The sequence below is a fragment of the Mycolicibacter sinensis genome (assembly GCF_001667945.1).
Taxonomy (GTDB): domain Bacteria; phylum Actinomycetota; class Actinomycetes; order Mycobacteriales; family Mycobacteriaceae; genus Mycobacterium; species Mycobacterium sinense_B.
In genome coordinates this window covers 14,834-37,343 of sequence record NZ_LZJK01000143.1, presented here as the reverse complement: position 1 = coordinate 37,343, position 22,510 = coordinate 14,834, and the positions used below count along the sequence as shown (strand labels likewise).

Genomic DNA, 22,510 nt, shown 5'->3' with positions numbered 1-22,510 from the left:
TCTGGGCCACACTTTGGTGTTTGCGCAACTGTATGAATGTGTCGTTCGGCGAACCCCGCCATGGGAGTTGGGACAAAATGAATGCCGCCATGGCAAAAGATCGAGAACGGCTATCCGAAGAAATCAGTTCAGCCAACCGGCCCGACGAGCCGACCCCTCCCCAACTGGCCTCCGCCGCGAGCACGTTCGCACTGCTCAGCAGCCCAGCCCGGCTGTACGTGATGTGGCTGGCCGCCCAAGACGCCTATGACGTGACGACCCTGGCGGGCCGGGCCGGCATCAACGTCGCGACCATGAGCCAGCACTTGACCAAGCTGCGGCTGGCCGGGTTGATCAACGCCCGACGCGAAGGACGTCATCACATCTATACCGTCGACGATCCGCACATCTTGACCCTGCTCCAGCAGATCTTCGCCCACATCGCCCCGGACGGCAGTCTGGCGCCGGACCCACCGAGAGGCGACGCGCACACATGAGCGCGCAGCCGTAGACGACGATGTACCCGAGATAGGGAGGCTGGCGTTGGGTGATCAGGTGGTGGCTCCGGTGTTGCCGAACGGTGCGGTATTGCCGTTCCCACCGGTCAGCTCGGGCAGTATCGCGGGCCGGACATTGCAGGAATCGACTTACCGCCCACGGGTGACCCCCCAGCGGTTGCACGCCGACGCGCCCAATATCGTCATCGTGCTCATCGACGATGCCGGCCCCGGGCTACCGTCGACGTTCGGCGGTGAGGTGAACACCACGACCCTCGACCGGATCAGCCGGCAAGGCGTGTCCTACAACCGGTTCCACACCACGGCGATGTGCTCCCCTACCAGGGCGTCCTTGCTCACCGGACGCAACCATCACGAGATCGGCAATGGCCAGATCGCAGAATTGGCCAACGATTGGGACGGCTACGCCGGCAAGATTCCGGCGTCGAGCGCCACGGTGGCTGAGGTGCTCAAGCAGTACGGTTACGCCACCTCGGCGTTCGGCAAGTGGCATAACACGCCCGCGGAGGAAACCACCGCGGCAGGGCCGTTCGAAAACTGGCCCACCGGGCTGGGCTTCGAATACTTCTACGGCTTCCTGGCCGGTGAGGCATCCCAATACGAACCGAACCTGGTCCGCAACACCACCGTGGTGGCCCCGCCAAGGACTCCCGAAGAGGGCTACCACCTGTCCGAGGATCTGGCCGACGACGCCATCTCCTGGCTGCGGCGGCACAAAGCCTTCAACGCCAACAAGCCGTTCTTCATGTATTGGGCCAGCGGCTGCCTGCACGGCCCACACCACATCATGAAGGAGTGGGCCGACAAGTACGCCGGCAAGTTCGACGACGGCTGGGACGCCTACCGCCAGCGGGTGTTCGAACGCGCCAAGTCCAAAGGCTGGATTCCCCAAGACTGTTCGCTGACCGAACGCGACGAGACGCTGACCGCGTGGGAGGACATCCCGGAGGACGAGAAGCCTTTCCAGCGCCGCCTGATGGAGGTCGCCGCCGGATACGCCGAACACGTCGACGTCCAGGTCGGCCGAATCGCCGACGAGCTGGAGACCCTCGGCTACGCCGATAACACGCTGTTCTTCTACATCTGGGGAGACAACGGCTCCTCCGGCGAAGGGCAGAACGGCACCATCTCGGAACTGTTGGCCCAGAACGGCATTCCGACTACCGTGCGCCAGCATATCGACGCCCTCGACGCGCTCGGTGGCTTGGCTGTGTTGGGATCGCCGCTGGTCGACAATCAGTACCACGCTGCATGGGCATGGGCCGGTTCCACCCCGTATAAGGGCATGAAGCTGCTGGCCTCCCACCTGGGTGGCACCCGCAACCCAATGGTGGTGCGCTGGCCGGCCAAGGTCGCCGCGGACCCAGCCCCGCGCGAGGTGTTCCTGCATTGCAATGACATCGTCCCGACCATCTATGAGGTAGTCGGGATCGAAGCACCGCGAACCGTCCACGGGCAACCCCAGATACCCTTGGCGGGAGCGAGTTTCGCGCGCACGCTGGCCGACCGGCATGCGCCCGGCGGCAAGCAGACCCAGTACTTCGAAATCATGGGCAGCCGGGCGATCTACCACGACGGGTGGATGGCGTCGGCGCGCGGACCCCGCCTGCCGTGGGTGCCCGGTCAACCGCCGGGTATCGCCACCTGGACTCCCGATGAAGATGTGTGGGAGCTCTACCACCTCGACGAGGACTGGTCACAGGCGCACGACCTGGCCGAGCAGATGCCGGAGAAGCTCGCTCAAATGCGCGAGATCTTCATGGTCGAGGCGGCCCGCAACTCAGTGCTGCCCATCGGCGGCGGCCTGTGGGTGCCGGTCTACCACCCCGAGCTGCGGATCGCCCCGCCCTATACCGAGTGGGACTTTCCCGGGGATACCGTGCGGATGCCCGAATTCTGCGCTCCCGCACTCGGCAACAAGAACAACGTGGTCACGATCGACGCCGATATACCGGCCCACGCGAGCGGCGTGCTGTACGCGCTCGGAGGTGGAGCCGGCGGGCTGACGTGCTACTTCGACGAGGGCTTTCTCTGCTATGAGTACAACCTGTTCATCTTGTCGCGCACCAAGATCCGCACCGCGGCCAAGGTGCCACCTGGACGCGCCACCATCACCGTGACCACGCACTACGCCGAACCGCGCCCGGCGGGAGCACTCGACATCACCGTGGCCGTCAACGGCGACACCGTTGCCGAGGGCCAGGTGCCGGTCAGCGCACCGTTGTTGTTCACCGCCAACGACTGCCTCGACATCGGCACCTGCCTGGGCTCGCCGGTATCCCTGGACTACCGGGAACGCGCACCGTTCCCGTTCCAGGGCCAGATCCATCGGGTCCGCGTCGCCTACACCTGACCCGACGGCCGTGTCGCAGCTCACAGACCAAAGTCCCGAGTTGGGGTGATCGACAGCACTTTCCGAATATTTGCAACCCAAAGCTGTATACCGTCTCGGTCCATGAAAGACCCCGTACTTGTTCTTCCGGTGATCGCCGGAATCCTCGGATTGCTCGTCTTCGGATTCCTGGCCCTAGAAGTCGTGTTCCACATCGGCTGAGCCCCGGGCCATCGACCGAATCACTCGGCAGTGACACCCGGATAAGGCAGCAATGCCATTTCGCGGGCGTTCTTGATGGCGCCGGCGACCTGGCGCTGCTGGCGCACAGTGAGTCCGGTGACCTCACGTGAGCGGATCTTGCCGCGCGGCGAGATGAAGATCCGCAGGGTCGCGGTGTCTTTGTAGTCGACGGCCGCCACTTTCAGTTTGGTGAGCAGGTTCTGCTTCTTGGGCCTGGCTCCGGCCTGCCGAACGCGCCGCGCCCCCAAGGGTTTGGTTGCCATCTACCAGCTCGCCTTCCGGACGCCGGGCAAATGCCCGTCGTGGGCGAGCTGGCGCACCCTTACCCGGGAGACCCCGAATGTGCGCAGGTAACCGCGGGGACGCCCGTCGACGCTGTCGCGGTTGCGCAGCCGCACCGGGCTGGCATCGCGCGGTTGGCGCGCCAGCGCACGCCCGGCGGCCAATCGTTGCTCCGGGCTGCTCAACGGCGAGCTGATGATCGCCTTGAGTTCAGCGCGACGCTCACCGTAGCGGGCCACCAGCGCTCGGCGCTGCTCGTTTTTGACGATCTTGGATCTCTTGGCCATGACTCAGCGCTCCTCGCGAAAGTCGACATGGCGTCGAATGATGGGGTCATACTTGCGCAGCACGAGACGATCGGGGTCGTTGCGCCGGTTCTTGCGAGTGACGTAGGTGTAGCCGGTGCCCGCGCTCGAGCGCAGTTTGACGAGGGCGCGGATGTCGGTGCGCGCCATCAGATCCGCTGCCCTTCCCGGCGCAATCGGGCCACCACAGCCTCGATTCCGTCACGGTCGATGACCTTGATGCCTTTGGCGCTCACCCGCAGCGTGATGCGACGGTCTTGCGAAGGCAGGTAGTAGGTCCTGACTTGGATATTGGGCGACCAGCGGCGCCGGGTGCGGCGATGCGAATGCGACACCGCGTTCCCGAATCCGGGCGTCCGGCCGGTGACTTGGCAGCGGGCAGACAACAGACCCCTCCTCCAACCTTATTGAAAATGATTGTCGACAAGCGATGAACTGAAGGCTACCGTAGGACTGACGTTAATGACAATGATTTTCAATAGGAGGGTGATGCGGACTCCGGTGATCCTGGTGGCCGGGCAGTACGGCATCGGTGCAGCGACCAGGGCTTTGCAGTCGAAGGCGGGCACGGTCACCGTCTGCTACGGGCTGGACGGTCATGTGGTGGTTCGCGAAACCACTCAGGGGACAACGCCTGCCACGACCTCGGCCCTGGAGTTGGCGCATGGCTGCGTGTCCTGCACGCTGCGCAACGACCTGCTGGTGCTGTTGCGCAGGCTGCACCGGCGTGCCGGCGTCGAACGCATCGTGGTCTCCTTGCCCGACTGGTTAGAGCCGCAACCCATCTGTTGGGCGATCCGCCACGTCCGGGTCCGCGTCGGGCCGGGGTACATCGACGGCCCGGCCGGCCACGATGTGGCGGTCGCCGCGGTCGTCACGTGTGTCGATTCGACGACCTGGCTGCCCCAAGCCCTCGGGGACGACGAACTCGACGACGGCCGGACCGTCGCGCAAGTGGTGGTCGGCCAGGCCGAATCTGCCGATGTCCTGGTGGTTTTCGATCCGGACCCGACTGCGTTGGCGGTGTTGCGCCGATTGGCTCCGCTGGCACGCATCACCGCCGGAACGGACCGCCTCGAACAAGCGCTGACCCACCTCGACGCCGACGCCCGCCGCGGCCGCGATGAGGACCCGCACGCCCCGCTGCTGGCCGGTCAACCGTCGCTGCAGGCCGAGGGCCCGGTCGAGATGATCGAGTTCCACGCCCGCCGGCCTTTTCACCCGCAACGCCTCCACGACGCCCTCGACGTCTTACTCGAAGGAGTGGTGCGTGCGCGCGGGCGGCTGTGGTTGGCCAACCGGGGTGAGCAGGCCATCTGGCTGGAGTCGGCGGGCGGCGGGCTGCACACCTCTTCGGCGGGCAAGTGGCTGGCCGCGATGACAGCCGCAGAGGCCGCCCGCGTCGCCCCGCAACGGCATGCGTTCGCCGATCTGATCTGGGATCACCGCTACGGGGATCGGCACACCTCGCTGGTGATCCTGATCTGCGGCGCTGACCCCGCGCAGATCCGAGCGACCTTGTCTGCCGCACTGCTCACCGACCACGAGTTGCGTCGGCCGAACCAATGGGCCGGCTACCGCGACCCGTTCGGCGACCATCACGAGGAGCCGTGCGAGGAAAACGCCACGGCCACAACCGCTATCTCCTTGTACCGCAACCGAGACGGAGACCAGTGATGAAACCCGACATCCACCCCGACTACCACCCCGTGGTCTTTCAGGACGCCCCCACCGGGGAAGCGTTCCTGACCCGCTCCACCGTCACCAGCGAACGCACCATCGACTGGCCCACGGCGGCGGGCACCGACAGCTACCCACTGGTGACCGTGGAGATCAGCTCGGCGTCGCACCCGTTTTGGACCGGCACGAGCCGGATCGTCGACTCGGCCGGGCAGGTCGAGAAGTTCCGCCGCCGCTACGGCCAGGTCTGACCGCGCGCAGCGGTCACGGCCGCTGATCGCCGAAGAGCACGGCCGCCATCAAGGTGTTGACCCGGGCGCGTTGCTCCGCGGAGTCGTCGAAGTTAACCAGGCGTCCGACATCGACGACAAGGCCAAGGGCCGCGTGGACCCGGAAGACCGCTTCAGTCTCGGCCGCCCCGAGCTGACAGAGCAGGTGGGCCCATTCCTGGACGTTCTGCCGCTGCAACCCGCGCAGGTGGGTCCGGTCCTGGTCGGGCAGGTTGGCGAACTCGGCGAAGTAGATGTTGATCAGCTCCGGTGCGGCGAAGGCCAGCGCGGTATAGCGCTCGGCGATGCGGGTGGCCGCCTCGCGCGGGTTGCTCGACTCGGCCAGGGCATCGGTGATGATCAGTAACACCCGGTCGCCGGCCCTCTGGAACGCCGCGGCGAGCAGAGCGGCCTTGCTCGGGTAGTAGCGGTAGGCGCTGGAGCCGTTGAGGCCGGCGGCACCGCCGATCTCTTCCATACTGGCTTCGTAGAAGCCGCGTTGCCCGAACACGCGAATGGCTTCGGCGAGCAGCCGTTCTCGTTTGGAGGTGCTCGGCAGCCCCCGCTCGGCGCGCCGTGGCGCAGCACGGGCCGGCGCGGCAGGCAACTCGGTGGTCAATACCGACCAGCACAGGTCGGCCAGCAGCGTGTGAAGCGTCGCGGCGGCCAGGCGGGTGCGGTGCGCGGAGATGCTGCCGATGACGCTGAGCACGGCGGCGGCCAGCATCGCGGTGTCGGCGTCGGGGAGCCCGGGGCGCAGCAATGTCAACGGTTCGGCGAGGGCGGCGTTCAGAGCGTCGTAGCTGGCGCGGATGTGCTTGCGGTCCGGCGGTTGCAGGTAGCGCCGCTCCCACCGGTAGAACGCGCCCTCGCGTCGCATGCCGATGGTGGTCTCGATCAGTGCGTCGATGATCGCGCGCAACCGTTCGTGCGCCGGCCGGGCCGGGTCGTCGGCGCCGCGGGCGGCGGCCACCAGCGTCTGCGCGGTGTATTCGGCCGTGGCGACCAGCAGCGCGTATTTGTTGGCGAAATGCCGGTATAGGGCCGGCCCGGAGATCCCGACGTCGGCAGCGATCTCGTCGACGCCGACCGCGTGATAGCCGCGGTCGCTGAAGGCGCGCGCCGCGGCCCGCACGATCTGGACCTTGCGGTCCTTGGGACGACGCCGCACCGCGGTGGCTGGCGCATCCAGATCCCCTGCCGCCACCGTTCGCCCCCCGTTGTTGACAGTTCGGCCCGACACCCATAAGTTAACCACAATTTACATTTCAGACCACTAAGGAAGCAACGTGCGGGGCTGTCCATGACCGAGACCACCACCTCTGCCAAGCTCACCGCGGCCCGGGACGGCCGGGTCCTGCGGGTGACGCTGACCAATCCGGAACGGCTCAACGCCATCGACTACGCCACCATGGCGGCCCTGGGCGACGTGTTCGCCGAAGCGTCCGGCGATCCTGCGGTGCGCGCGGTCGTGATCACCGGCGAAGGCAAGGCGTTCTGCACCGGCGCCGACCTGTCCGCCACGGCCGGCGGGGTCACCGCCGAGGAGGTGATGGATTGCGCCGCCCGGCTGGTGACGGCGATCGCCGAAAGCCCGGTGCCGGTGATCGCCCGGGTCAACGGGGCGGCCGCCGGTGTCGGGGTGGGGATCGCGCTGGCCGACGCGGAGCTGGACGCCAGGGTGGATGAGGCCACCGCGAAGCTGGCCCACGGGCCGCGTCGTGCTCTGGAGCTGACCAAACAGGCGCTCAACGCCACCAGCCTCGCCTCACTCGGCGCCGCGCTGGCCCGGGAGAAGGCCGGCCAGGTGGAGCTGTTGGGCTCGCCGGACTTCATCGAAGGGGCCACCGCAATGCTGCAGAAGCGACAGGCGGTGTTCGCCGAATGATCGCACAGCCACTGCGTTCCCGACGCAACCACTGGATGAATCAGGTGGCGATCCACGCCGAGATGCGCCCCGATGCCGTGGCATTTCGGTGCCGCGGCACCGACACCACCTGGCGCCAGCTGCATGACCGCTCGCAACGGCTGGCCGGAGCACTGTTCCGTCGCGGGATCTCCTTCGGTGACCGCGTTCTCATCGTGATGCTCAACCACACCGAGTACATCGAGTCCGTGTTGGCGATCAACGCCCTGGGCGCCATCGCCGTGCCGGTCAACTTCCGGCTCACCGACCCCGAGATCAGCTACATCGTCTCCGACAGCGGCGCCAAGGGCGTCATCACCGACCAACTCCTCGCACCACTGATCGACGCGGTGCGTAAGAACGCCGTCGGGCTCGATGTGGCCGTCGTGCTCGGCGACGATTACGAGTCGCTGATCGCCGAACCCGGAGAGCCGCACCCCGCCGCCGATATCCCCGAAGACACCCCGGCGCTGATCATGTACACGTCGGGCACCACGGGCAGCCCCAAGGGCGCCATCCTCTCCCATTCGAACCTGCAGGCCCAGTCCCTGACCTGCATCCAGGCCCTGCACACCAGCCCGGAGAGCGTATATTTCTGTGCCGCACCGATGTTCCATATCGCGGGCCTGGGCAGCATCGCGCCCAACCTGGTGGTCGGCACCAAGACGGTGATCCACCCGCTCGGGGCATTCAACGCCGCCGACACCCTCGATGCCTGGGAGCGCGAGCGCGCCACCTCGGTCTTCCTGGTTCCGGCGCAGTGGCAACTGATCTGCGCAGATCCGACTGTGCGGCAACGGGACCTGGCTCTGGAGGTGATCAGCTGGGGAGCCGCGCCGGCGTCGGACACCGTGCTGCGGGCGATGGCCGAGACTTTTCCCGACGCGCTCAACGTCGCGGTATTCGGCCAGACCGAGATGTCGCCGATCACCTGCGTGCTCAACGGTGCCGACGCCATCCGCAAACTGGGGTCGGTGGGCAAGGTGATCCCGACCATCGCCGCACGGGTGGTCGACGATGACATGAACGACGTCCCGCCCGGTCAGATCGGCGAGATCGTCTACCGCGGACCGACTCTGATGCAGGGTTACTGGAACAAGCCGGAGGCGACCGCTGAGGCGTTCGCCGGTGATTGGTTCCACTCCGGTGACCTGGTGCGTGTCGACGACGAGGGCTTCGTCTACGTCGTCGACCGCAAGAAGGACATGATCATCTCCGGCGGGGAGAACATCTACTGCGCCGAGGTCGAGAACGTGCTCTTCGAGCACCCGAGGATCCGGGAGGCCGCCGTGATCGGGCGCCCCGACGACAGGTGGGGTGAGGTCCCGGTCGCCGTTGTCGCCGGTGATGAATCGCTGACGCTGAGCGACCTCGAACCCTTCCTCAACGAGCGGCTTGCCCGTTACAAGCACCCGAAGGAACTCGTCCTGGTCGACGAGTTGCCCCGCAATGCCAGCGGCAAGGTGGTCAAACCGCTGTTACGCAAGACGTACGGCTAGGAGGGGACGTGGATCTGGATTGGTCGGCCGAAGAGGCAGCATTCCGCGACGAGGTTCGTGCGTTCCTCGATGAGCACCTGACACCGGACCTGCGCCGGGCCGGACAGTTGATGACTAGTGTCTACGCCGATCACGAGGCGAGCATGCGCTGGCAGGCGATCCTGCACGAACGCGGGTGGGCCGCACCGGCGTGGCCGGTCGAATACGGCGGCTGCGACTGGACCCCGTTGCAGCACTACATCTTCAGCCGCGAATGCGCACTGGCCGGCGCGCCGTATCTCTCCCCGATGGGCATCAAGATGGTGGCGCACGCGATCATCGGCTTCGGCACCGACGAGCAGAAGAACTGGTTCCTGCCGCGGATCCTCACCGGTGAAGTGTTCTTCTGCCAGGGCTACTCCGAGCCGGAGTCCGGCTCGGATCTGGCGTCGCTGTCGATGGCGGCGGTCGATGACGGTGATCACCTAGTATGCACCGGCAGCAAGATCTGGACCACCCACGCAACCGAGGCCAACTGGATCTTCTGTCTGGTCCGCACGTCGCGCACCGGCAAGAAGCAGGAAGGCATCACCTTCCTGCTGATCGACATGACCACACCGGGTATCGAGATCCGGCCGCTGGTCATGACCTCCGGCGAGGAGGTGCAGAACCAGGTGTTCTTCGACTCGGTGCGGGTGCCCAAGGCCAACGTGCTGGGCCGGATCGACGACGGCTGGACCGTCGCGAAATACCTGCTCAACTTCGAGCGGGGCGGCGCGATGGCCCCGATGCTGCAGGTGTGGGCCGATGCGGTCGCCGAACAGGCTGCCGGACAACACGGGCCGGACGGCACCTCGCTGGCCGACGATCCGGTCTTCCGGCTGCGGCTGGCCGATGCCCGGGTCCGCACCGACATCTTGGAGATCCTGGAATTTCGCACCATCGCCGCCCTGGCCAAGGGCCACAATCCCGGACCGGCGGCGTCGATGCTGAAGATCCTGGGCACCGAACTGAGCCAGACGATCACCGAACTGGCGCTGGAGGCCGCCGGCCCGCGCGGCCGGATCTACCAGCCGCACGCCACCATGCCCGGCGGACCGGTGCCCGACTTCGTCCCGCCCGCCGACGGCTACGTCAGCGGCCAGCCGTGGCAGGCGGTGGCCCCGCTGCGCTACTTCAACGACCGCGCCGGCTCGATCTACGCCGGCAGCAACGAGATTCAACGCAACATTCTGGCCAAGGCAGCCCTGGGGTTATAGATGGACTTCTCATTCACCGACGAACAGGACCTGCTGCGCGACACCGTCGGCAAGTTCCTCGCCGACCGCTACGACTTGGAGACGAGTCGCGCTGCGGCCAAAACGGGAGCCGGCTGGCAGCCGCCCATCTGGCGTGCCTTCGCCGATGACCTGGGCATCCTCGGGGCGACCCTGCCGGAGAGCGCCGGCGGGCTCGGCGGTGGCGCTACCGAGCTGATGATCATCACCGAAGCACTCGGGCATGCGCTGGTCATCGAACCGTTCGTGGAAACCGTCGTGCTCGCCGGCGGGTTGCTGCAACGCACCGGAGGCCCGCAGGCTGCTCACCTGTTGGAGCGCATTGCACTCGGGAACGCCGTCGTTGCGGTCGCCGCCGAGGAGCCGGCGTCGGCGGGGACCTGGCACGACGTGGCCACCACCGCACGCCGCGACGGTGAGCACTGGGTGCTCGACGGGGCCAAGATCGCGGTGTCGGCGGCACCGATCGCCACCCACCTACTGGTGACGGCGCGGACGTCGGGCGATCGGCGTGACACCGCCGGGGTGTCGCTGTTCCTGCTCGAATTGAGCGATGCCACAGCGGGTCTCACCATGGAACCGTTGCGCACCATCGACGACCGTCGCGCCGCCGACCTGACGCTCGACGGCCTTCGGCTGCCCGCAGACGCGCTGCTGGGCGGCGAGGGCCAAGCGTGGCCGGCGCTGGAGCACACCGTCGACGTGGCCACCGCCGCGATCGTGTCCGAGGCGGTCGGCTGCCTGCGGCGCGTCCTGGCCGACACCGTCGCCTACACCAAGCAACGGCAGCAGTTCGGCCAGCCCATCGCGGCGTTCCAGGTGCTACAGCATCGGATGGTGGACATGTACCTGGAGGTCGAGCAGGCTGTGGCCGCACAGCACTTGGCGATGATGAAGCTCGACGCCGGCGCCGAAGAACGCGCCCGGGCGGTCTCGGCGGCCAAGGCCACGGTCGCGCGGGCCGCCCGGTTCGTCGGGCAGAGCGCGGTGCAGCTGCACGGCGCGATGGGCATGACCGAGGAGCTGGCGATCGGGCATTACTTCAAACGGCTCACCGCGATCGAGTTCCAGTTCGGCTCCCGCGACCGGCACCTGGCCCGCTACGCCGGGCTGACCTCAACCAGCCGGTAGCGCCGCCGCTGCCGAGTAGCGTCGAGGCATGGGCCTGGTCTTTTCCAGCGTCGTCGAGGCGCCGCCGGCGGACGTCTTCGCGTGGCACGAGAGGCCGGGTGCGTTCACCCGGTTGAGCCCGCCGTGGCAGCCGATGCACCTGATCGCCGAAGCGGACTCGCTGCGTGACGGCACCGCCGAACTGGCACTTCCCGGCGGACTGCGCTGGATCGCCGAACACCAGCCCGGCGGCTATGACCCGCCGTGGCGTTTTGTCGATGCCATCGGCGGCCGCGGCCTGGCGTCGCTGCCGGCCCGGACGGCGATGCGGTGGCGCCACAGCCACGAGTTCGACGATCTCGGCGACGGAAGAACACAGCTGACCGATCGCATCGAGACGCCCCTACCCGAGTCGATGCTGCGGCCGATGTTGGTCTATCGGCACCGCCAGCTCGCCGATGACCTGGCCGCCCACCGGCGCGCCGCAGAACACGGCCTGAAGCCGATCACGGTGGCCATCAGCGGCGCATCCGGGCTCGTCGGTTCGGCTCTGGCCGCGTTCTTGAGCACCGGCGGCCATCGGGTGATCCGGCTGGTGCGGCGCGCCGCAACCAATCCCGGTGAGCGGCAGTGGAATCCCGACGACCCGGATCCTGACCTGCTGGCCGGCGTCGATGCGTTGATTCATCTGGCCGGCGCCTCGATCGCGGGACGCTTCACCGCCGAGCACCGGCGGGCGATCCGGGACAGCAGAATCGCACCGACCCGCAGACTCGCCGAGTTGGTCGCCCGAAGCAGCGCTGGACCGAGCACCCTGGTCTGCGCATCAGCGGTCGGCTACTACGGTTACGACCGCGGCGACGAGATCCTCACCGAAGACAGCCAACGCGGCGACGGGTTTCTCGCCGAGGTCGTCGCCGACTGGGAAGACGCCCTGGCCCCGGCAGAACAGGCCGAAAAGCGCGTCGTGCGGATCCGCACCGGCATCGTGCAATCACCGCGGGGCGGGACGCTGCGCCTGATGCGGCCGCTGTTCGCCGCCGGGCTGGGCGGTCGGCTCGGCGATGGCCGACAATGGCTGCCCTGGATCGGGATCGACGACTTGATCGACGTTTATCACCGCGCACTGTGGGACACCGGGCTGTCCGGGGCGGTCAATGCCGTCGCGCCGAACCCGGTGCGCAACCGCGAGTACACCAAAACCCTCGGACGAGTGCTGCGCCGGCCGACGATCCTGCCGGTTCCGGCGCTCGGACCACGATTGCTGCTCGGCGGTCAAGGGGCACGTGAGCTTGCCGGCGCGAGCCAGCGAGTGCTGCCGGGGCGGCTAGAGGAGGCCGATCACCGCTTCCGCATGCCCGAACTCGAACAGGCGCTGCGGCATCTGTTGGGCCGGGCGGGCTAGGACGTTGGGCTAGAGCGCTGCCCCGGCGGGCGCGATCTCCAAGCCGATGTGAACCTTGTCGATCCCGCCGCGCACGAGCGAGTGCGGAACGAACCACCAGGCGTGCCACCAGTAGCGCCTGACGACCGCGTTGTAGACGCGCCTGGTCTCGCTCTTGGGCAGCACCCGGGCCACTGCCTCGACCGGCTCGCCCTTCGGCGCACCCAGCACGCCGCACTTCTGGATGGTCACGCGTGGCGTGTTGCGGATGCGCTTGGTCTTCCAGGATCCGTCATCGGTGATCACCAACAGCTTGTCGCCGGCCGGCGCGCCCCACACCGCGGTCGGTTTGGCCCTGCCGTCCTTGGTGAAGGTGGTCAGCAGCAGATACTTTTCGCGATACACCTGCGCGAACGTCGGCATCGCGCCAGGATAGCGCCGCGGCTCCTACCCCGACGGCGCCAGCGGCAACCGCAGCGCGCCGGGGGCGCTGTCCGGCACCGTCGGGTGGTGCGGAAACATCGGCGGGATGCGTCGGTAGGGCTGCCCGAGCGGCGGTCTCGGATCCGGCTCGCCGTTGTTGGGCCACAACGCCATGGCCCGTTCGGCTTGCGCGGTGATGGTGAACGACGGGTTGACCCCCAGGTTGGCGGTGATCGCCGAGCCGTCGACGACGTGCAGACCCGGGTGACCGTAGACGCGCTGATAGGGGTCGATGACACCGGTATCCGCGGAATCACCGATCGGGCAGCCGCCGATGAAATGCGCGGTCAGCGGAATGTTGAGCGCGTCGAGATAGGTGCCCCCGGCGAACCCGCCGACCTTCTCGGCCATCCGGCGGGCGACGTCGTGGGCGATCGGGATCCAGTCCGGGTTAGGTTCCCCCGCACCCTGTTTCGTGGTCATGCGGGTGCCGAACAGGCCACGCTTGCGGTAAGTGGTCAGCGAGTTGTCCAATGACTGCATCACCAGGATGATGATCGAATGCTCCGAGGCGCCACGCGGGAACATGCTGCGCAGCAGCAGCCCCGGGTGCCGCGCGATCATCAGCAGCAGCCGGGCGAAACGCCATGGGCCGCCGTCGACCAGATGGGTCCCCATCATCGAGAGCAGGTTAGAGCCCTTGCCGTAACGGCACACCTCGACATGGGTGTTGGCTTCCGGGTGAATCGACGAGGTGATCGCCACCCCTTGGGCGAAGTCGTCGCGGTCGGGCGCCAGCACCACCGGCACCTCTTCGGAGTTGGTGCGGGTCAGCTCGCCGAGCCGCGGCGAGAGCTGCGGCAGTGATCCGGTGTCGCGCAGCTTGTGCAGCAGCCGCTGGGTGCCCAGCGAGGCCGCGGCGAACACCACCTGGCGGGCGGTGAAGTCCCGCTTGTGCTTGCGCAGCCACCGGCCGATGCGCACCGTGCTGACGACATAACCGTCGCCGTGCGGCCGCACATCGGTGACCATGGTCAGCGGATGGATCTGGGCGCCGGCGTGTTCGGCCAGATACAGGTAGTTGGTCTCGGTGGTGTTCTTGGCGTTATGCGGGCAGCCGGTGAAGCATTGCGCACAGCCGATGCAGCCGGTGCGGGCCGGTCCGGCGCCGCCGAAAAACGGGTCCTCGACGGTTTTGCCGGGCTCGTCGCCGAAGAACACCCCGACGTTGGTCGGGTGGTAGGTGTGCTCGACCCCGAGGTCGCGGGCCACCGCCAGCAGCACCTCATCGGCCGGGGTGGTATGCGGGGTGGGCGTCACCCCGAGCATCCGGCGGGCCTGCTCGTAGTACGGCGCGAGTTCGGCTTTCCAGTCGGTGATGTGCGCCCACTGCGGGTCGGTGTAGAACCGCTCCAACGGCTCGTAGAGGGTGTTGCCGTAGATCAGCGATCCGCCGCCGACGCCGACCGCGCTGGCGATGAACGTCTTGCCGAGCACGGTGAGGCGCTGCGGGCCGAAGCAGCCCAGTTTCGGCGCCCACATGGCCTTGCGGACATGCCAGTTGTTGGGCGGGAAATCGGTGGGCGCCCAGCGGCGGCCCATGTCCAACACGCCGACCCGGTAACCCTTCTCGCTCAGGCGCAGCGCCGCCACGCTGCCGCCGAAACCGGAGCCGATCACCACGACGTCGTAGTCATAAGTCATGTGCGATCCACGCTGTGACTGCGTGCGGGGACGAGCAGGATAAGCGATACCACCAGAAGCAGGCTGAGACTGATCACGTTGAGGACCGCGTCACGCAGGCCGTACATGTGCAGCATGCCGAGGTGATAGATCAGGTGCAGCACATTGAAGACCGACCAGCTGACTCCCGTGATCACGACGACGGGGCGGTTATCGAGGTAGTACACCGCCGCGGCGCTGAGCGACCCGAGCCCGAAGAACAACGCGCCGACATCCTTCACGAAATGCTCGTTGTACGGGCCGAGCACCGGCAACCAGTGCATGCCCATGCCGGGAAACGTTGTGTACCAATTCAACGGGGCGAAGTATGCCCACACTCCGAGGCTGAGGCCGACGATCGTCAAAAGGATCAGACATACGCGATGCGCGACGAGGTTCATACCCCGTTGACGAGGCAGCGCGCGACTTTGTGACGCCGGGCCGGTCACGTGCGGTTCCGTGTGATCATGAGCGTCTCCTTCCGGGCAGGCGCGTCGCCGGCCAGGGTTAGTCTGCCCATTGTTGCCGCCCCGGGGACTTTTGTCTGGAGGATGCCATGACCGACCGCTTCGCCATCCCACCCGCCGAGGTGTTGCGGGCACGCGAGAAACTCGTTCTCGACCATTTTCACGACGAGGTGCGCCAGGATTGGGACGACGTGCTGGCCACGTTTCCTCACCCGCACTACGAGATCATCCCCACGCTGACCGTGCACGACGGTGACGCCGAGGTCCGCGACTACTACCGTGACACTCGGGTGGCGTTCCCCGACCAAGACCACGAGATCATCGCGCTGCGACACAGCGCCGACGCGGTGATTGTCGAGTTCTGGCTCCTGGGCACGCATTTGGGCCCGCTGGGCGGTATACCGGCGACCGGATCACGGCACCGCACCCGGATGACGGCCTACTTCGTCTTCGACGAGAACGAGACCCTGACCGCCGAACGGATCTACTTCGACACCTTATCGATGCTCAAGCAGCTCATCGGGGGGCTCAACCTACGCAACCCGCGCACCTGGCCGCTGATGATCCGCGGTGTGCGCGGGCTGCTGGCGATGGCCAAGGATCCCGACCCGCTGCTAGTGAACACCCCGCCTACCGACCTGGCGGACTGACCTCAGTCGAGGACCACCACCATCTTTCCGCCGGCCTCTCCTGCCTCCATGACCCGATGCGCTTCGCGAACCTGGTCGAAGGTGAACACGCGGGAGGGCCTGACATCCAGGCGACCGTCGCGCACCTTGTTCGCGATGTCCTGAAGCGGGACATCCGATAACGCGAACCCCGGGGAGCCGAACACGAAGCTGCCGAAGAAGCTGAGGTTGACCCCACTGGCCATCTGTAACAGCGGATTGAAGTCAGCGATCGGGTCCAGTCCCCCGAGCCAGCCGGCCAAACACGCGGTACCGCCTCGGCGCAGCATGTCTAAAGAGTCCAGAATCGTGCTGTTGCCGACGAGGTCGAGAACGGCGTCGACCTGCTTGGCTTCGGCAATGTGGGCACCGAGATCGGGAGTCTCCAGCTCGGCACGTTCAGCGCCGAGCGACGTCAGCAAGCCGAACCGTTCCCGCTTACGCGTGGTTGCTATCACGTGGGCTTTCGCCTCCACGGCCAGTTTCACTGCCGCCTGACCGAAAGACGATGTCGCCCCGCGGATCACGAGGGTCTGGCCGGCAGTCAGGCCGAGATTGCGGAACAGGCAGGTCCAGGCAGTGGCGTAGGTTTCCGGAAGTGCGGCCAGCTGAGCCCACGGCAGGTCCGATTCGATCAGCGCGACATTCTCGGCACGCACCCGGGTGAATTGCGCGTAGCTGCCGTTGATCGTGCGGCCCAGCCCGCCCATCAGCGCCGCGACCTTGGCGCCGACCGGGAATTCTCCTCCCGGGCAGGAATCGACGATGCCGACGCACTCGATGCCGCTGACTTCGGCGGCCTCGGCCCATTCACCCCGACGCATATGCATTTCAGCGTGGTTGATTCCGAATCCCTTGACCCGGATCACCACCTCGCCCTGCTTGGGCAGCGGCTTGGGGATGTCGGTGTAGGTCAAGGTGTCCAGGCCCCCGAAGCCGTCGAGAACGATGGCGCGCATAGTCGGGCCGCCCGCGGCTTCTCGCACCACCGCTGGGTGAGTCGGAATAGCCGGTGCGGGTGTCGTGGTCATGGTGATTCTCCTCTGAATGTTGTTGGTGTATTACGTTTCGGAAAGCTGGGTCAGTTGCCGCGCGAGGCCGACGAGGTCTCCTGCGATGACGGCGGGCTGGTAGACGCCGTCGACGCGCAACGGCGCGTTGCCACGGCGGGTGATGAGGGCGCCGCTGAATCCGGCGGCTTGTGCGCCGATGGTGTCCCAGGCATGCGCGGCGACCATCATGCAGGCCGAGGGCCGCACACCCAGGGCATGTGCCGTGTGCCGATACAGCGCCGTTGTGGGCTTGAAGACCCGTAGCTCGTCGACGGTGAACCGGCGCTCGAAAAGACCTTCGAGACCCGCGGTTTCCAATGCCGTCGCACGACCGGGATAGAACGGCGAGTTGGTCAGCGCCACCAGCCGGTAGCCGTCGTCACGCAGTCGTGACAGCCCTTGAACGACGTCGGGATGCGCCGGCATGGTGGCCAGCGCGTCGGCGAGAGCCGCTGCGTCACTGGCCGACAACTCAACGGCATGTACCTCGGCGAGCATCCGAAACACGGCCTGCCCAAGGGAGCTGAAGTCGGTGTAACAGTCCGCCAGGGTGACGGTCATCGAGTACAGGACGAGCTGGTCGAACCACTCCCGTAGCACACCGGGCCGACCGAAAAGCCTTGTGAACAAGGGCTCTAGCGCTTCGATGTCGAGAAGGGTTTCGTTGACGTCGAAGACCAGCACGGCGGGCCGCTCGATGCCGGACATGGCCGTCACCGCCCGTTGACCCGGTACAAGAAGTCCTTGACCAACTGCCCGATTTCCTCGGCGGCCGTCTCCAGCAGAAAGTGGCCGCCGTCGAGCAGATGGATTTCGGCGTCTTGGGCGTCCCGGTCGAATGCCCGGGCGCCGTCCGGGCCGAAGATCGGGTCCCCTTGTCCCCAGACGGCCAGCACCGGGACTCTGCTGGTGCGCAGGTACTCGTGTAGTGCGGGGTACATCGGCGGATTGGTCGCGTAGTCCCGGAACAGCGCGAGCTGAATCTCGTCGTTGCCCGGCCGGGACAGCAGTGCGCTGTCCAGGGTCCACGTGTCGGGGCTGACCACAGACTCATCCGGTGCACCGGTCAGGTACTGCCATTTGAGCGACTCGACAGTCAGCGCTGTGCGGATGGCCGCCTCGGTCTCGGCAGTCTGCTCACGCTGGTAGTCCCAGACGGTTTTCCAGAAGCTCTCGATGAAGCCCTCGTCGTAGCCGTTGCCGTTCTGCGTGACGATCGCACTGATGGTGTGGGGCCGGCTCAGCGCCAGTCGCCATCCGATCGGCGCCCCGTAATCCTGAACATAGATCGCGTAGCGGTCCAACCCGAGCTGATCCAGCAGCTTCTGGGTGAGCGCCGCGAGATTGTCGAAGGTGTAGTCGAACTCGGTCACCAGCGGCATATCCGAGTAGCCGAAGCCGAGGTAGTCGGGGGCGACGACGTGATAGTCCTCGCCCAGGCGGGTGATGAGGTCCCGGAACATGTACGAGCTTGTTGGAAAGCCGTGCAGCAGCACGATCGCCGGTGCATCGGCGCTTCCCGCCTCGCGGTAGAACAACCGGCGCCCGTCGACGGCCGCGTAGTGGTGTCGCACCGTAGCCACCATGCCTAACTCCTTAACTTGATTTTGATAGTTAGGAGCCAAGCACCTCTGATGTAACCTGTCAATAGGCATTTGGAGGTTATATGGATATCGTTGCGGCCGGGCCCGGCGACGAGGCGTTGCTGTTGGACTTGCTCAACTCCACCCCCGTCATCGACGGCGTGGCCCGCGACGAACTCGAAGACCCGGTTACCGCACAAGCCTGGTTGGATTCCCGCGACGCCGGCCCGGCAAACGAGCAGCAGCTACAAGAACTCGTCGACGTACGGACTGCCCTGCAAGACGTGGTGCGCGGCGACCGGTCGCCGCGGGCACTACAGCCGTTCCTGGACGGAGTCGGCCTGTCCCCCGCTCTCAGCGACGACGGCCTGACCTGGACACTGACCACGCAGGCGACCCCGCCGGCCGCCGCGCGGGCGATCCTCGCCTGGGACGCGCTACGGATCTCCAGTCCCGGGCGTCTTCGGCCCTGCGCCAATCCCGACTGCCGGTTGTTCCTGATCGATCGCAGCAAACCCAACACGGCCCGGTGGTGCTCGATGGCCATCTGCGGCAACCGCATGAAGGCGCGCCGGCACTACCAGCGGAGCAGAGCTGCGAGCGGCGATTGAGGCCAGAACGGCGAACGCACCGTCTCGCACCGTGCGTCTCTCGGCGATCCACTAGAGTTCTCAACACCTATTTCCACAGATCCCCGCCCCCGTAGCTCAGGGGATAGAGCACGGCTCTCCTAAAGCCGGTGTCGGCAGTTCGAATCTGCCCGGGGGCACCATTACTTCTGTATGACGTCGGGTGATGCTCGACGTTTCGGCTTCGGGTGATGGCTGACAGTGTTTCGGCTGATGGTTGACAGTTACTTCGGTTGATCCTTGACACTCCCTGGATGAGGGAGTTGAGCGTGGCTGAGCAGCGGTATCAAGCGGCGCAGGCCGCTGAACAGGCGAATGTGTCGCGGCAGACGATGCATGGCTGGCTGGCCCGGTATGAAGCCGAGGGCTTCGAAGGGCTCAAGGACCGGTCGCATCGGCCGGTGCACTGTCCGCATCAGATGCCGGCCGAGGTTGAGGCGGTGGTGTTGGAGTTGCCGCGGTCGCGGCCGTATCGGGGGCCGCGGCGGTTGGTGTTCGAGCTGGATAAGCGGGGTATGAGGCCGCTGCCGTCGGCGTCGGCGGTTTGGGCGCCTGGTGCGGGCCGCCATGATCGATGCCGAGTCGCGGCAGCGGCGGTCGCGGAAATGGAAACGCGGGAACGTAGCGCTGCGATGGGGCTGTGGCAGATGGATATCGTCGGCGGGTTCCCGCTGGCCGATGGCGCCAGCGCCAAAGCATTGACCGGTATCGATGACCATTCCCGGATGTGCACCGGTGCGCACTTGATGACGCGGGAACGTGCCGAGCTGATCTACGGACCCATCCGGAGCGGGCCGTGGAAGACCGCCGAAGACGTCTACTGGCCACCCTGAGCTGGGTTCACTGGCACAACACGGCCCGGCTCCACGGCTACCTCAACGACGTGCCTCCGGCCGAGTTCGAAGACACCTTCTACGCTGGGCAACGTACCGACCAAACCCTGGTCGAAATCCCATAGCCCGAGCCGCCATCAAACCCACGGCGATTCACGATGCTGCTGATTTGGAGTGCCGCCGGGATCGGGTGGCTCTGGTGGCCGGCATGTTCTCCGACATCAGCAATTTAGGTACTAAGTCCGCATCCCACAACCAGTTATGTTGGCCGACAGGCGGGTCCGAGTATGGGCCGGCCGCGTCCGATCTTGTGGGAAGGACGGCTCAAATAGCCGTCGGCGGACAGACCTTGTTTCCAGCAGACTGTTTCGAAGGTTGCGTAAGCGAGGAGGTTCACGCGCCATCGTCTGCCGCGCTGTAAGAAGCCCGAACCTAATACCCATGAAAGGCAGTAGATGTCGATCGGACCGCCCATCAACACAGCCTCGCCATGGCAAGGAGACAACGGGCCCGAACTTGGCGAGTCCGCAGTCGTACTTGGGGCCAGCATCGGTGGGTTATTGGCCGCCGGGGTGCTTGCTGACTTCTACAACAGTGTGACAGTGGTCGAACGAGATATCCTCCCAGACGGACCGGCGCCCCGTCGCGGTGTGGCGCAAGGCGACCTGCCCCACCTTCCGGCAGCGCGCGGGGTGCAGATCATGGGTGAGCTGTTTCCCGGTTTCGTCGACGAGCTGGTCGCCGGTGGCGCGCGGGTGTGGAACGACGGTGACCTGTCACGGTTTTGGGTATCGTTTGGCGGGCACCGGTTCTTGCGATCTGGCACGATTCCCGACCCTGATTCGATAGTCAGCTACTACGTCAGCCGGCCGTTCATCGAGTGGATCCTGCGTCGCAGGGCGCTTGCCGTTCCCAACGTGGAGATCGTGCAGGGTCACGATGCGGTGAGATTGACATCGGTTCCGAAACGGGACCGCGTGACCGGTGTTGTGGTGGCGCGGCGCGACTCTGGCGCCCAGACGACCCTGGCGGCCGACCTTGTCGTGGACGCCACCGGACGTGGCTCACGGGCACCGGTGTTTCTCGACGAACTGGGCTATCCTCGCCCCCGCGAAGACCAGCTCACGGTGCACGTCAGCTACGCCGGCCTGCCGGTCCACCTACCGCCGGGCACGTTGCGCGAGTACCTCGCCTTCAGCGGCCCCGAGCCGAACCGTCCTGTGTGCTTCGCGATGTTCGCCGGCGAGAACGACACCTATCGGCTTGCGGTCCAGACGGTGGCCGGACAAAAACCGCCCGCCGATCGCGCCGCGCTGCTGGACTGCCTGGCCGACATGGCGCCCAGGCACGTGCTGGACGCCGCGCGCCGCGCCGAGCCACTCGCCGACATGACGCACTATCGGTTTCCCTCGAACAGGTGGCGCCGCTACGACCAGTTGGGGCGAATGCCCGGCGGCCTGATCGTCATGGGGGACGCACTATGTAACTTCAATCCACTCTACGGGCAGGGCATGTCGGTGGCCGCCATCGAAGCGCACGTCCTGCGCCACTGCCTGCAGCAAGGCGACCGCAACCTACCGCAGCGTTTCTTTCGCGCGTCGGCCAAAGAGATCCGTGTGGCCTGGCAGGCGGCGGTGGCTTCAGACCTGGCTTTGCCCCAAATAGCGGGGAGGCGATCGCTGTCTATGCGGATCTTCAACGCTTACCTGGACCGGGTGCTGGCCGCCGCCGAAACCGATCCAGCAGTGGTCCAGCAATTCCTGCGGTCGATGAACCTGGTTGATCGACCCTCCCACTTGCTGCGCCCGTCGACAATGCTTCGGGTACTCAAGAAGTCGCGAAAGCGGGGAGTAGCTCAGAAGGCGACGTCACCGATGGTGCCCCGAGACACCACCGCGACCGACATTCCCAGATAAGACGGCACCATAGGGAATTACCGGGTAAGTGATGGTTGAAGTCTTGGACTGGTCGCCCTCGTCCGTTGCATCGAAATCCACGCTATCGACGAGGAATTCCGCATGGTGGTGTCCTTCGTGATCGTCGCCGCGGCCACAATCCGCGCCCAAGTGAAAGGGCTTAGCCGTGTTTAGGGGCGGTCTGATAGAACAACCGCTTCACACGCGCTACTCACCGTCAGCGTTGGCAAGCGCCAGTTATCTCACCGCGGTTGGGAACTGGGTGGACTCGTTTTGGGCTGCCCGACCATCTCGGCTCACTGTTCCCGCGATCGGTGATGAGATCGCCGTACGTCGGGGCCGCACGGCTCGCCCCCAAAATCGACGCGTGTCTCGAACCATGGACGGTATTGGGCCAGCTCGCCCTCCGGAACCGGCTGGGGCGGCGAAGACTTGGCATTGGTGTAACCGATGC

The 22,510-nt window shown here is 66.3% G+C and carries 23 protein-coding genes, 1 tRNA gene and 1 pseudogene; 14 read left to right on the top strand and 11 right to left on the bottom strand.

Annotated features, from left to right (window positions below):
* Nucleotides 1-89 precede the first annotated feature (89 nt).
* Both A5694_RS18505 and A5694_RS18500 read left to right on the top strand, forming a co-directional pair.
* Nucleotides 90-476, top strand: coding sequence for an ArsR/SmtB family transcription factor (locus A5694_RS18505; RefSeq protein ID WP_064923787.1), 387 nt, complete (start codon nucleotides 90-92; stop codon nucleotides 474-476).
* A gap of 46 nt (nucleotides 477-522) precedes the next feature.
* Entirely contained in the window at nucleotides 523-2,850 is a 2,328-nt protein-coding gene (locus A5694_RS18500) for an arylsulfatase (RefSeq protein WP_064923766.1), read from the top strand.
* A 221-nt stretch (nucleotides 2,851-3,071) separates the two neighbouring features.
* Here A5694_RS18500 and rpsR read toward each other — a convergent pair whose 3' ends face one another.
* The 4 genes from rpsR to rpmB are packed head-to-tail and all read right to left on the bottom strand — an operon-like array spanning nucleotide 3,072 to nucleotide 4,045.
* Nucleotides 3,072-3,335 (bottom strand): 30S ribosomal protein S18, encoded by a 264-nt coding sequence (rpsR, locus tag A5694_RS18495; protein WP_064923765.1) that lies wholly within the window; start codon nucleotides 3,333-3,335, stop codon nucleotides 3,072-3,074.
* Nucleotides 3,336-3,641 (bottom strand): 30S ribosomal protein S14, encoded by a 306-nt coding sequence (gene rpsN / locus A5694_RS18490; RefSeq protein ID WP_064923764.1) that lies wholly within the window; start codon nucleotides 3,639-3,641, stop codon nucleotides 3,336-3,338.
* Between the two features lie 3 nt (nucleotides 3,642-3,644).
* Entirely contained in the window at nucleotides 3,645-3,809 is a 165-nt protein-coding gene (rpmG, locus tag A5694_RS18485; RefSeq protein WP_064923763.1) for a 50S ribosomal protein L33, read from the bottom strand.
* Nucleotides 3,809-4,045, bottom strand: a complete 237-nt coding sequence (gene rpmB / locus A5694_RS18480) for a 50S ribosomal protein L28 (RefSeq protein ID WP_064923762.1) — start codon at nucleotides 4,043-4,045, stop codon at nucleotides 3,809-3,811. The genes rpmG and rpmB overlap by 1 nt, the downstream gene beginning before the upstream one ends.
* A gap of 103 nt (nucleotides 4,046-4,148) precedes the next feature.
* Here rpmB and mrf point away from each other — a divergent pair, with 103 nt between their 5' ends.
* Together mrf and A5694_RS18470 are read left to right on the top strand one after the other, a co-directional pair.
* Nucleotides 4,149-5,336 (top strand): ribosome hibernation factor-recruiting GTPase MRF, encoded by a 1,188-nt coding sequence (gene mrf / locus A5694_RS18475; RefSeq protein WP_064923761.1) that lies wholly within the window; start codon nucleotides 4,149-4,151, stop codon nucleotides 5,334-5,336.
* Nucleotides 5,336-5,590, top strand: coding sequence for a type B 50S ribosomal protein L31 (locus tag A5694_RS18470; protein WP_064923760.1), 255 nt, complete (start codon nucleotides 5,336-5,338; stop codon nucleotides 5,588-5,590). Before mrf ends, A5694_RS18470 begins: the two co-directional genes overlap by 1 nt.
* A 13-nt stretch (nucleotides 5,591-5,603) precedes the next feature.
* Here A5694_RS18470 and A5694_RS18465 read toward each other — a convergent pair whose 3' ends face one another.
* Nucleotides 5,604-6,815 (bottom strand): TetR/AcrR family transcriptional regulator, encoded by a 1,212-nt coding sequence (locus A5694_RS18465; RefSeq protein ID WP_064923759.1) that lies wholly within the window; start codon nucleotides 6,813-6,815, stop codon nucleotides 5,604-5,606.
* Between the two features lie 96 nt (nucleotides 6,816-6,911).
* Between A5694_RS18465 and A5694_RS18460 the strand changes: the two genes are divergently transcribed.
* The 5 genes from A5694_RS18460 to A5694_RS18440 are packed head-to-tail and all read left to right on the top strand — an operon-like array spanning nucleotide 6,912 to nucleotide 12,784.
* Nucleotides 6,912-7,496: an enoyl-CoA hydratase-related protein gene (locus A5694_RS18460; protein ID WP_064923758.1), complete on the top strand. Its 585-nt coding sequence runs from the start codon at nucleotides 6,912-6,914 to the stop codon at nucleotides 7,494-7,496.
* A complete protein-coding gene (gene fadD5 / locus A5694_RS18455; protein ID WP_064923757.1) occupies nucleotides 7,493-9,013 on the top strand; it encodes a fatty-acid--CoA ligase FadD5 in 1,521 nt (506 codons plus the stop codon). Before A5694_RS18460 ends, fadD5 begins: the two co-directional genes overlap by 4 nt.
* Before the next feature lie 8 nt (nucleotides 9,014-9,021).
* The gene (locus A5694_RS18450) at nucleotides 9,022-10,251 is read left to right on the top strand and encodes an acyl-CoA dehydrogenase family protein (RefSeq protein WP_064923756.1); all 1,230 of its coding nucleotides are present in this window, start codon (nucleotides 9,022-9,024) and stop codon (nucleotides 10,249-10,251) included.
* Nucleotides 10,252-11,400 carry an acyl-CoA dehydrogenase family protein gene (locus A5694_RS18445; protein WP_064923755.1) on the top strand — a complete coding sequence of 383 codons (1,149 nt, stop codon included), beginning with the start codon at nucleotides 10,252-10,254 and terminating at the stop codon, nucleotides 11,398-11,400.
* Nucleotides 11,401-11,428: 28 nt separating this feature from the next.
* Nucleotides 11,429-12,784 carry a TIGR01777 family oxidoreductase gene (locus tag A5694_RS18440; RefSeq protein WP_064923754.1) on the top strand — a complete coding sequence of 452 codons (1,356 nt, stop codon included), beginning with the start codon at nucleotides 11,429-11,431 and terminating at the stop codon, nucleotides 12,782-12,784.
* 9 nt (nucleotides 12,785-12,793) lie between these two features.
* Here A5694_RS18440 and A5694_RS18435 read toward each other — a convergent pair whose 3' ends face one another.
* Genes A5694_RS18435 through A5694_RS18425 form a run of 3 tightly spaced genes read right to left on the bottom strand, consistent with a single transcriptional unit; the run spans nucleotide 12,794 to nucleotide 15,357 of the window.
* Complete coding sequence (locus A5694_RS18435; protein ID WP_064923753.1) at nucleotides 12,794-13,186, bottom strand: PPOX class F420-dependent oxidoreductase; 393 nt, start codon at nucleotides 13,184-13,186, stop codon at nucleotides 12,794-12,796.
* 24 nt (nucleotides 13,187-13,210) lie between these two features.
* Nucleotides 13,211-14,890 (bottom strand): GMC oxidoreductase, encoded by a 1,680-nt coding sequence (locus tag A5694_RS18430; RefSeq protein ID WP_064923752.1) that lies wholly within the window; start codon nucleotides 14,888-14,890, stop codon nucleotides 13,211-13,213.
* Complete coding sequence (locus A5694_RS18425; RefSeq protein ID WP_234786412.1) at nucleotides 14,887-15,357, bottom strand: hypothetical protein; 471 nt, start codon at nucleotides 15,355-15,357, stop codon at nucleotides 14,887-14,889. The genes A5694_RS18430 and A5694_RS18425 overlap by 4 nt, the downstream gene beginning before the upstream one ends.
* Before the next feature lie 107 nt (nucleotides 15,358-15,464).
* Between A5694_RS18425 and A5694_RS18420 the strand changes: the two genes are divergently transcribed.
* Nucleotides 15,465-16,025: an ester cyclase gene (locus A5694_RS18420; protein ID WP_064923750.1), complete on the top strand. Its 561-nt coding sequence runs from the start codon at nucleotides 15,465-15,467 to the stop codon at nucleotides 16,023-16,025.
* A gap of 2 nt (nucleotides 16,026-16,027) precedes the next feature.
* Here the strand turns inward: A5694_RS18420 and A5694_RS18415 are convergent, their stop codons facing one another.
* Genes A5694_RS18415 through A5694_RS18405 form a run of 3 tightly spaced genes read right to left on the bottom strand, consistent with a single transcriptional unit; the run spans nucleotide 16,028 to nucleotide 18,681 of the window.
* Complete coding sequence (locus A5694_RS18415) at nucleotides 16,028-17,074, bottom strand: zinc-binding alcohol dehydrogenase family protein (RefSeq protein WP_064923749.1); 1,047 nt, start codon at nucleotides 17,072-17,074, stop codon at nucleotides 16,028-16,030.
* A gap of 30 nt (nucleotides 17,075-17,104) precedes the next feature.
* Entirely contained in the window at nucleotides 17,105-17,794 is a 690-nt protein-coding gene (locus tag A5694_RS18410; protein ID WP_207516048.1) for a haloacid dehalogenase type II, read from the bottom strand.
* Nucleotides 17,795-17,808: 14 nt separating this feature from the next.
* A complete protein-coding gene (locus tag A5694_RS18405; protein ID WP_064923748.1) occupies nucleotides 17,809-18,681 on the bottom strand; it encodes an alpha/beta fold hydrolase in 873 nt (290 codons plus the stop codon).
* Between the two features lie 80 nt (nucleotides 18,682-18,761).
* Between A5694_RS18405 and A5694_RS18400 the strand changes: the two genes are divergently transcribed.
* The 4 genes and pseudogenes from A5694_RS18400 (at nucleotide 18,762) to A5694_RS18385 (ending at nucleotide 22,056) form a co-directional block, all read left to right on the top strand.
* Entirely contained in the window at nucleotides 18,762-19,289 is a 528-nt protein-coding gene (locus tag A5694_RS18400) for a CGNR zinc finger domain-containing protein (RefSeq protein ID WP_064923747.1), read from the top strand.
* 85 nt (nucleotides 19,290-19,374) lie between these two features.
* A tRNA-Arg gene (locus A5694_RS18395) sits at nucleotides 19,375-19,450 on the top strand.
* A gap of 111 nt (nucleotides 19,451-19,561) precedes the next feature.
* Nucleotides 19,562-20,098, top strand: a pseudogene (locus A5694_RS18390) (helix-turn-helix domain-containing protein); the annotation flags it as partial.
* Between the two features lie 497 nt (nucleotides 20,099-20,595).
* A complete protein-coding gene (locus A5694_RS18385) occupies nucleotides 20,596-22,056 on the top strand; it encodes an FAD-dependent oxidoreductase (protein ID WP_064923746.1) in 1,461 nt (486 codons plus the stop codon).
* The last annotated feature ends 454 nt before the right edge of the window (nucleotides 22,057-22,510 follow it).

Excerpts from the sequence above, each read along its gene's own strand:
- A5694_RS18505 (WP_064923787.1), top strand. The coding sequence starts at position 90 with ATGGCAAAAGATCGAGAACGGCTATCCGAAGAAATCAGTTCAGCCAAC.
- rpsN (WP_064923764.1), bottom strand. The coding sequence starts at position 3,641 with ATGGCCAAGAGATCCAAGATCGTCAAAAACGAGCAGCGCCGAGCGCTG.
- A5694_RS18430 (WP_064923752.1), bottom strand. The coding sequence starts at position 14,890 with ATGACTTATGACTACGACGTCGTGGTGATCGGCTCCGGTTTCGGCGGC.
- A5694_RS18435 (WP_064923753.1), bottom strand. The coding sequence starts at position 13,186 with ATGCCGACGTTCGCGCAGGTGTATCGCGAAAAGTATCTGCTGCTGACC.
- A5694_RS18420 (WP_064923750.1), top strand. The coding sequence starts at position 15,465 with ATGACCGACCGCTTCGCCATCCCACCCGCCGAGGTGTTGCGGGCACGC.
- A5694_RS18460 (WP_064923758.1), top strand. The coding sequence starts at position 6,912 with ATGACCGAGACCACCACCTCTGCCAAGCTCACCGCGGCCCGGGACGGC.
- A5694_RS18440 (WP_064923754.1), top strand. The coding sequence starts at position 11,429 with ATGGGCCTGGTCTTTTCCAGCGTCGTCGAGGCGCCGCCGGCGGACGTC.
- A5694_RS18405 (WP_064923748.1), bottom strand. The coding sequence starts at position 18,681 with ATGGTGGCTACGGTGCGACACCACTACGCGGCCGTCGACGGGCGCCGG.
- A5694_RS18445 (WP_064923755.1), top strand. The coding sequence starts at position 10,252 with ATGGACTTCTCATTCACCGACGAACAGGACCTGCTGCGCGACACCGTC.
- rpsR (WP_064923765.1), bottom strand. The coding sequence starts at position 3,335 with ATGGCAACCAAACCCTTGGGGGCGCGGCGCGTTCGGCAGGCCGGAGCC.
- A5694_RS18415 (WP_064923749.1), bottom strand. The coding sequence starts at position 17,074 with ATGACCACGACACCCGCACCGGCTATTCCGACTCACCCAGCGGTGGTG.
- rpmG (WP_064923763.1), bottom strand. The coding sequence starts at position 3,809 with ATGGCGCGCACCGACATCCGCGCCCTCGTCAAACTGCGCTCGAGCGCG.
- A5694_RS18400 (WP_064923747.1), top strand. The coding sequence starts at position 18,762 with ATGGATATCGTTGCGGCCGGGCCCGGCGACGAGGCGTTGCTGTTGGAC.
- A5694_RS18470 (WP_064923760.1), top strand. The coding sequence starts at position 5,336 with ATGAAACCCGACATCCACCCCGACTACCACCCCGTGGTCTTTCAGGAC.
- A5694_RS18385 (WP_064923746.1), top strand. The coding sequence starts at position 20,596 with ATGTCGATCGGACCGCCCATCAACACAGCCTCGCCATGGCAAGGAGAC.
- fadD5 (WP_064923757.1), top strand. The coding sequence starts at position 7,493 with ATGATCGCACAGCCACTGCGTTCCCGACGCAACCACTGGATGAATCAG.
- mrf (WP_064923761.1), top strand. The coding sequence starts at position 4,149 with ATGCGGACTCCGGTGATCCTGGTGGCCGGGCAGTACGGCATCGGTGCA.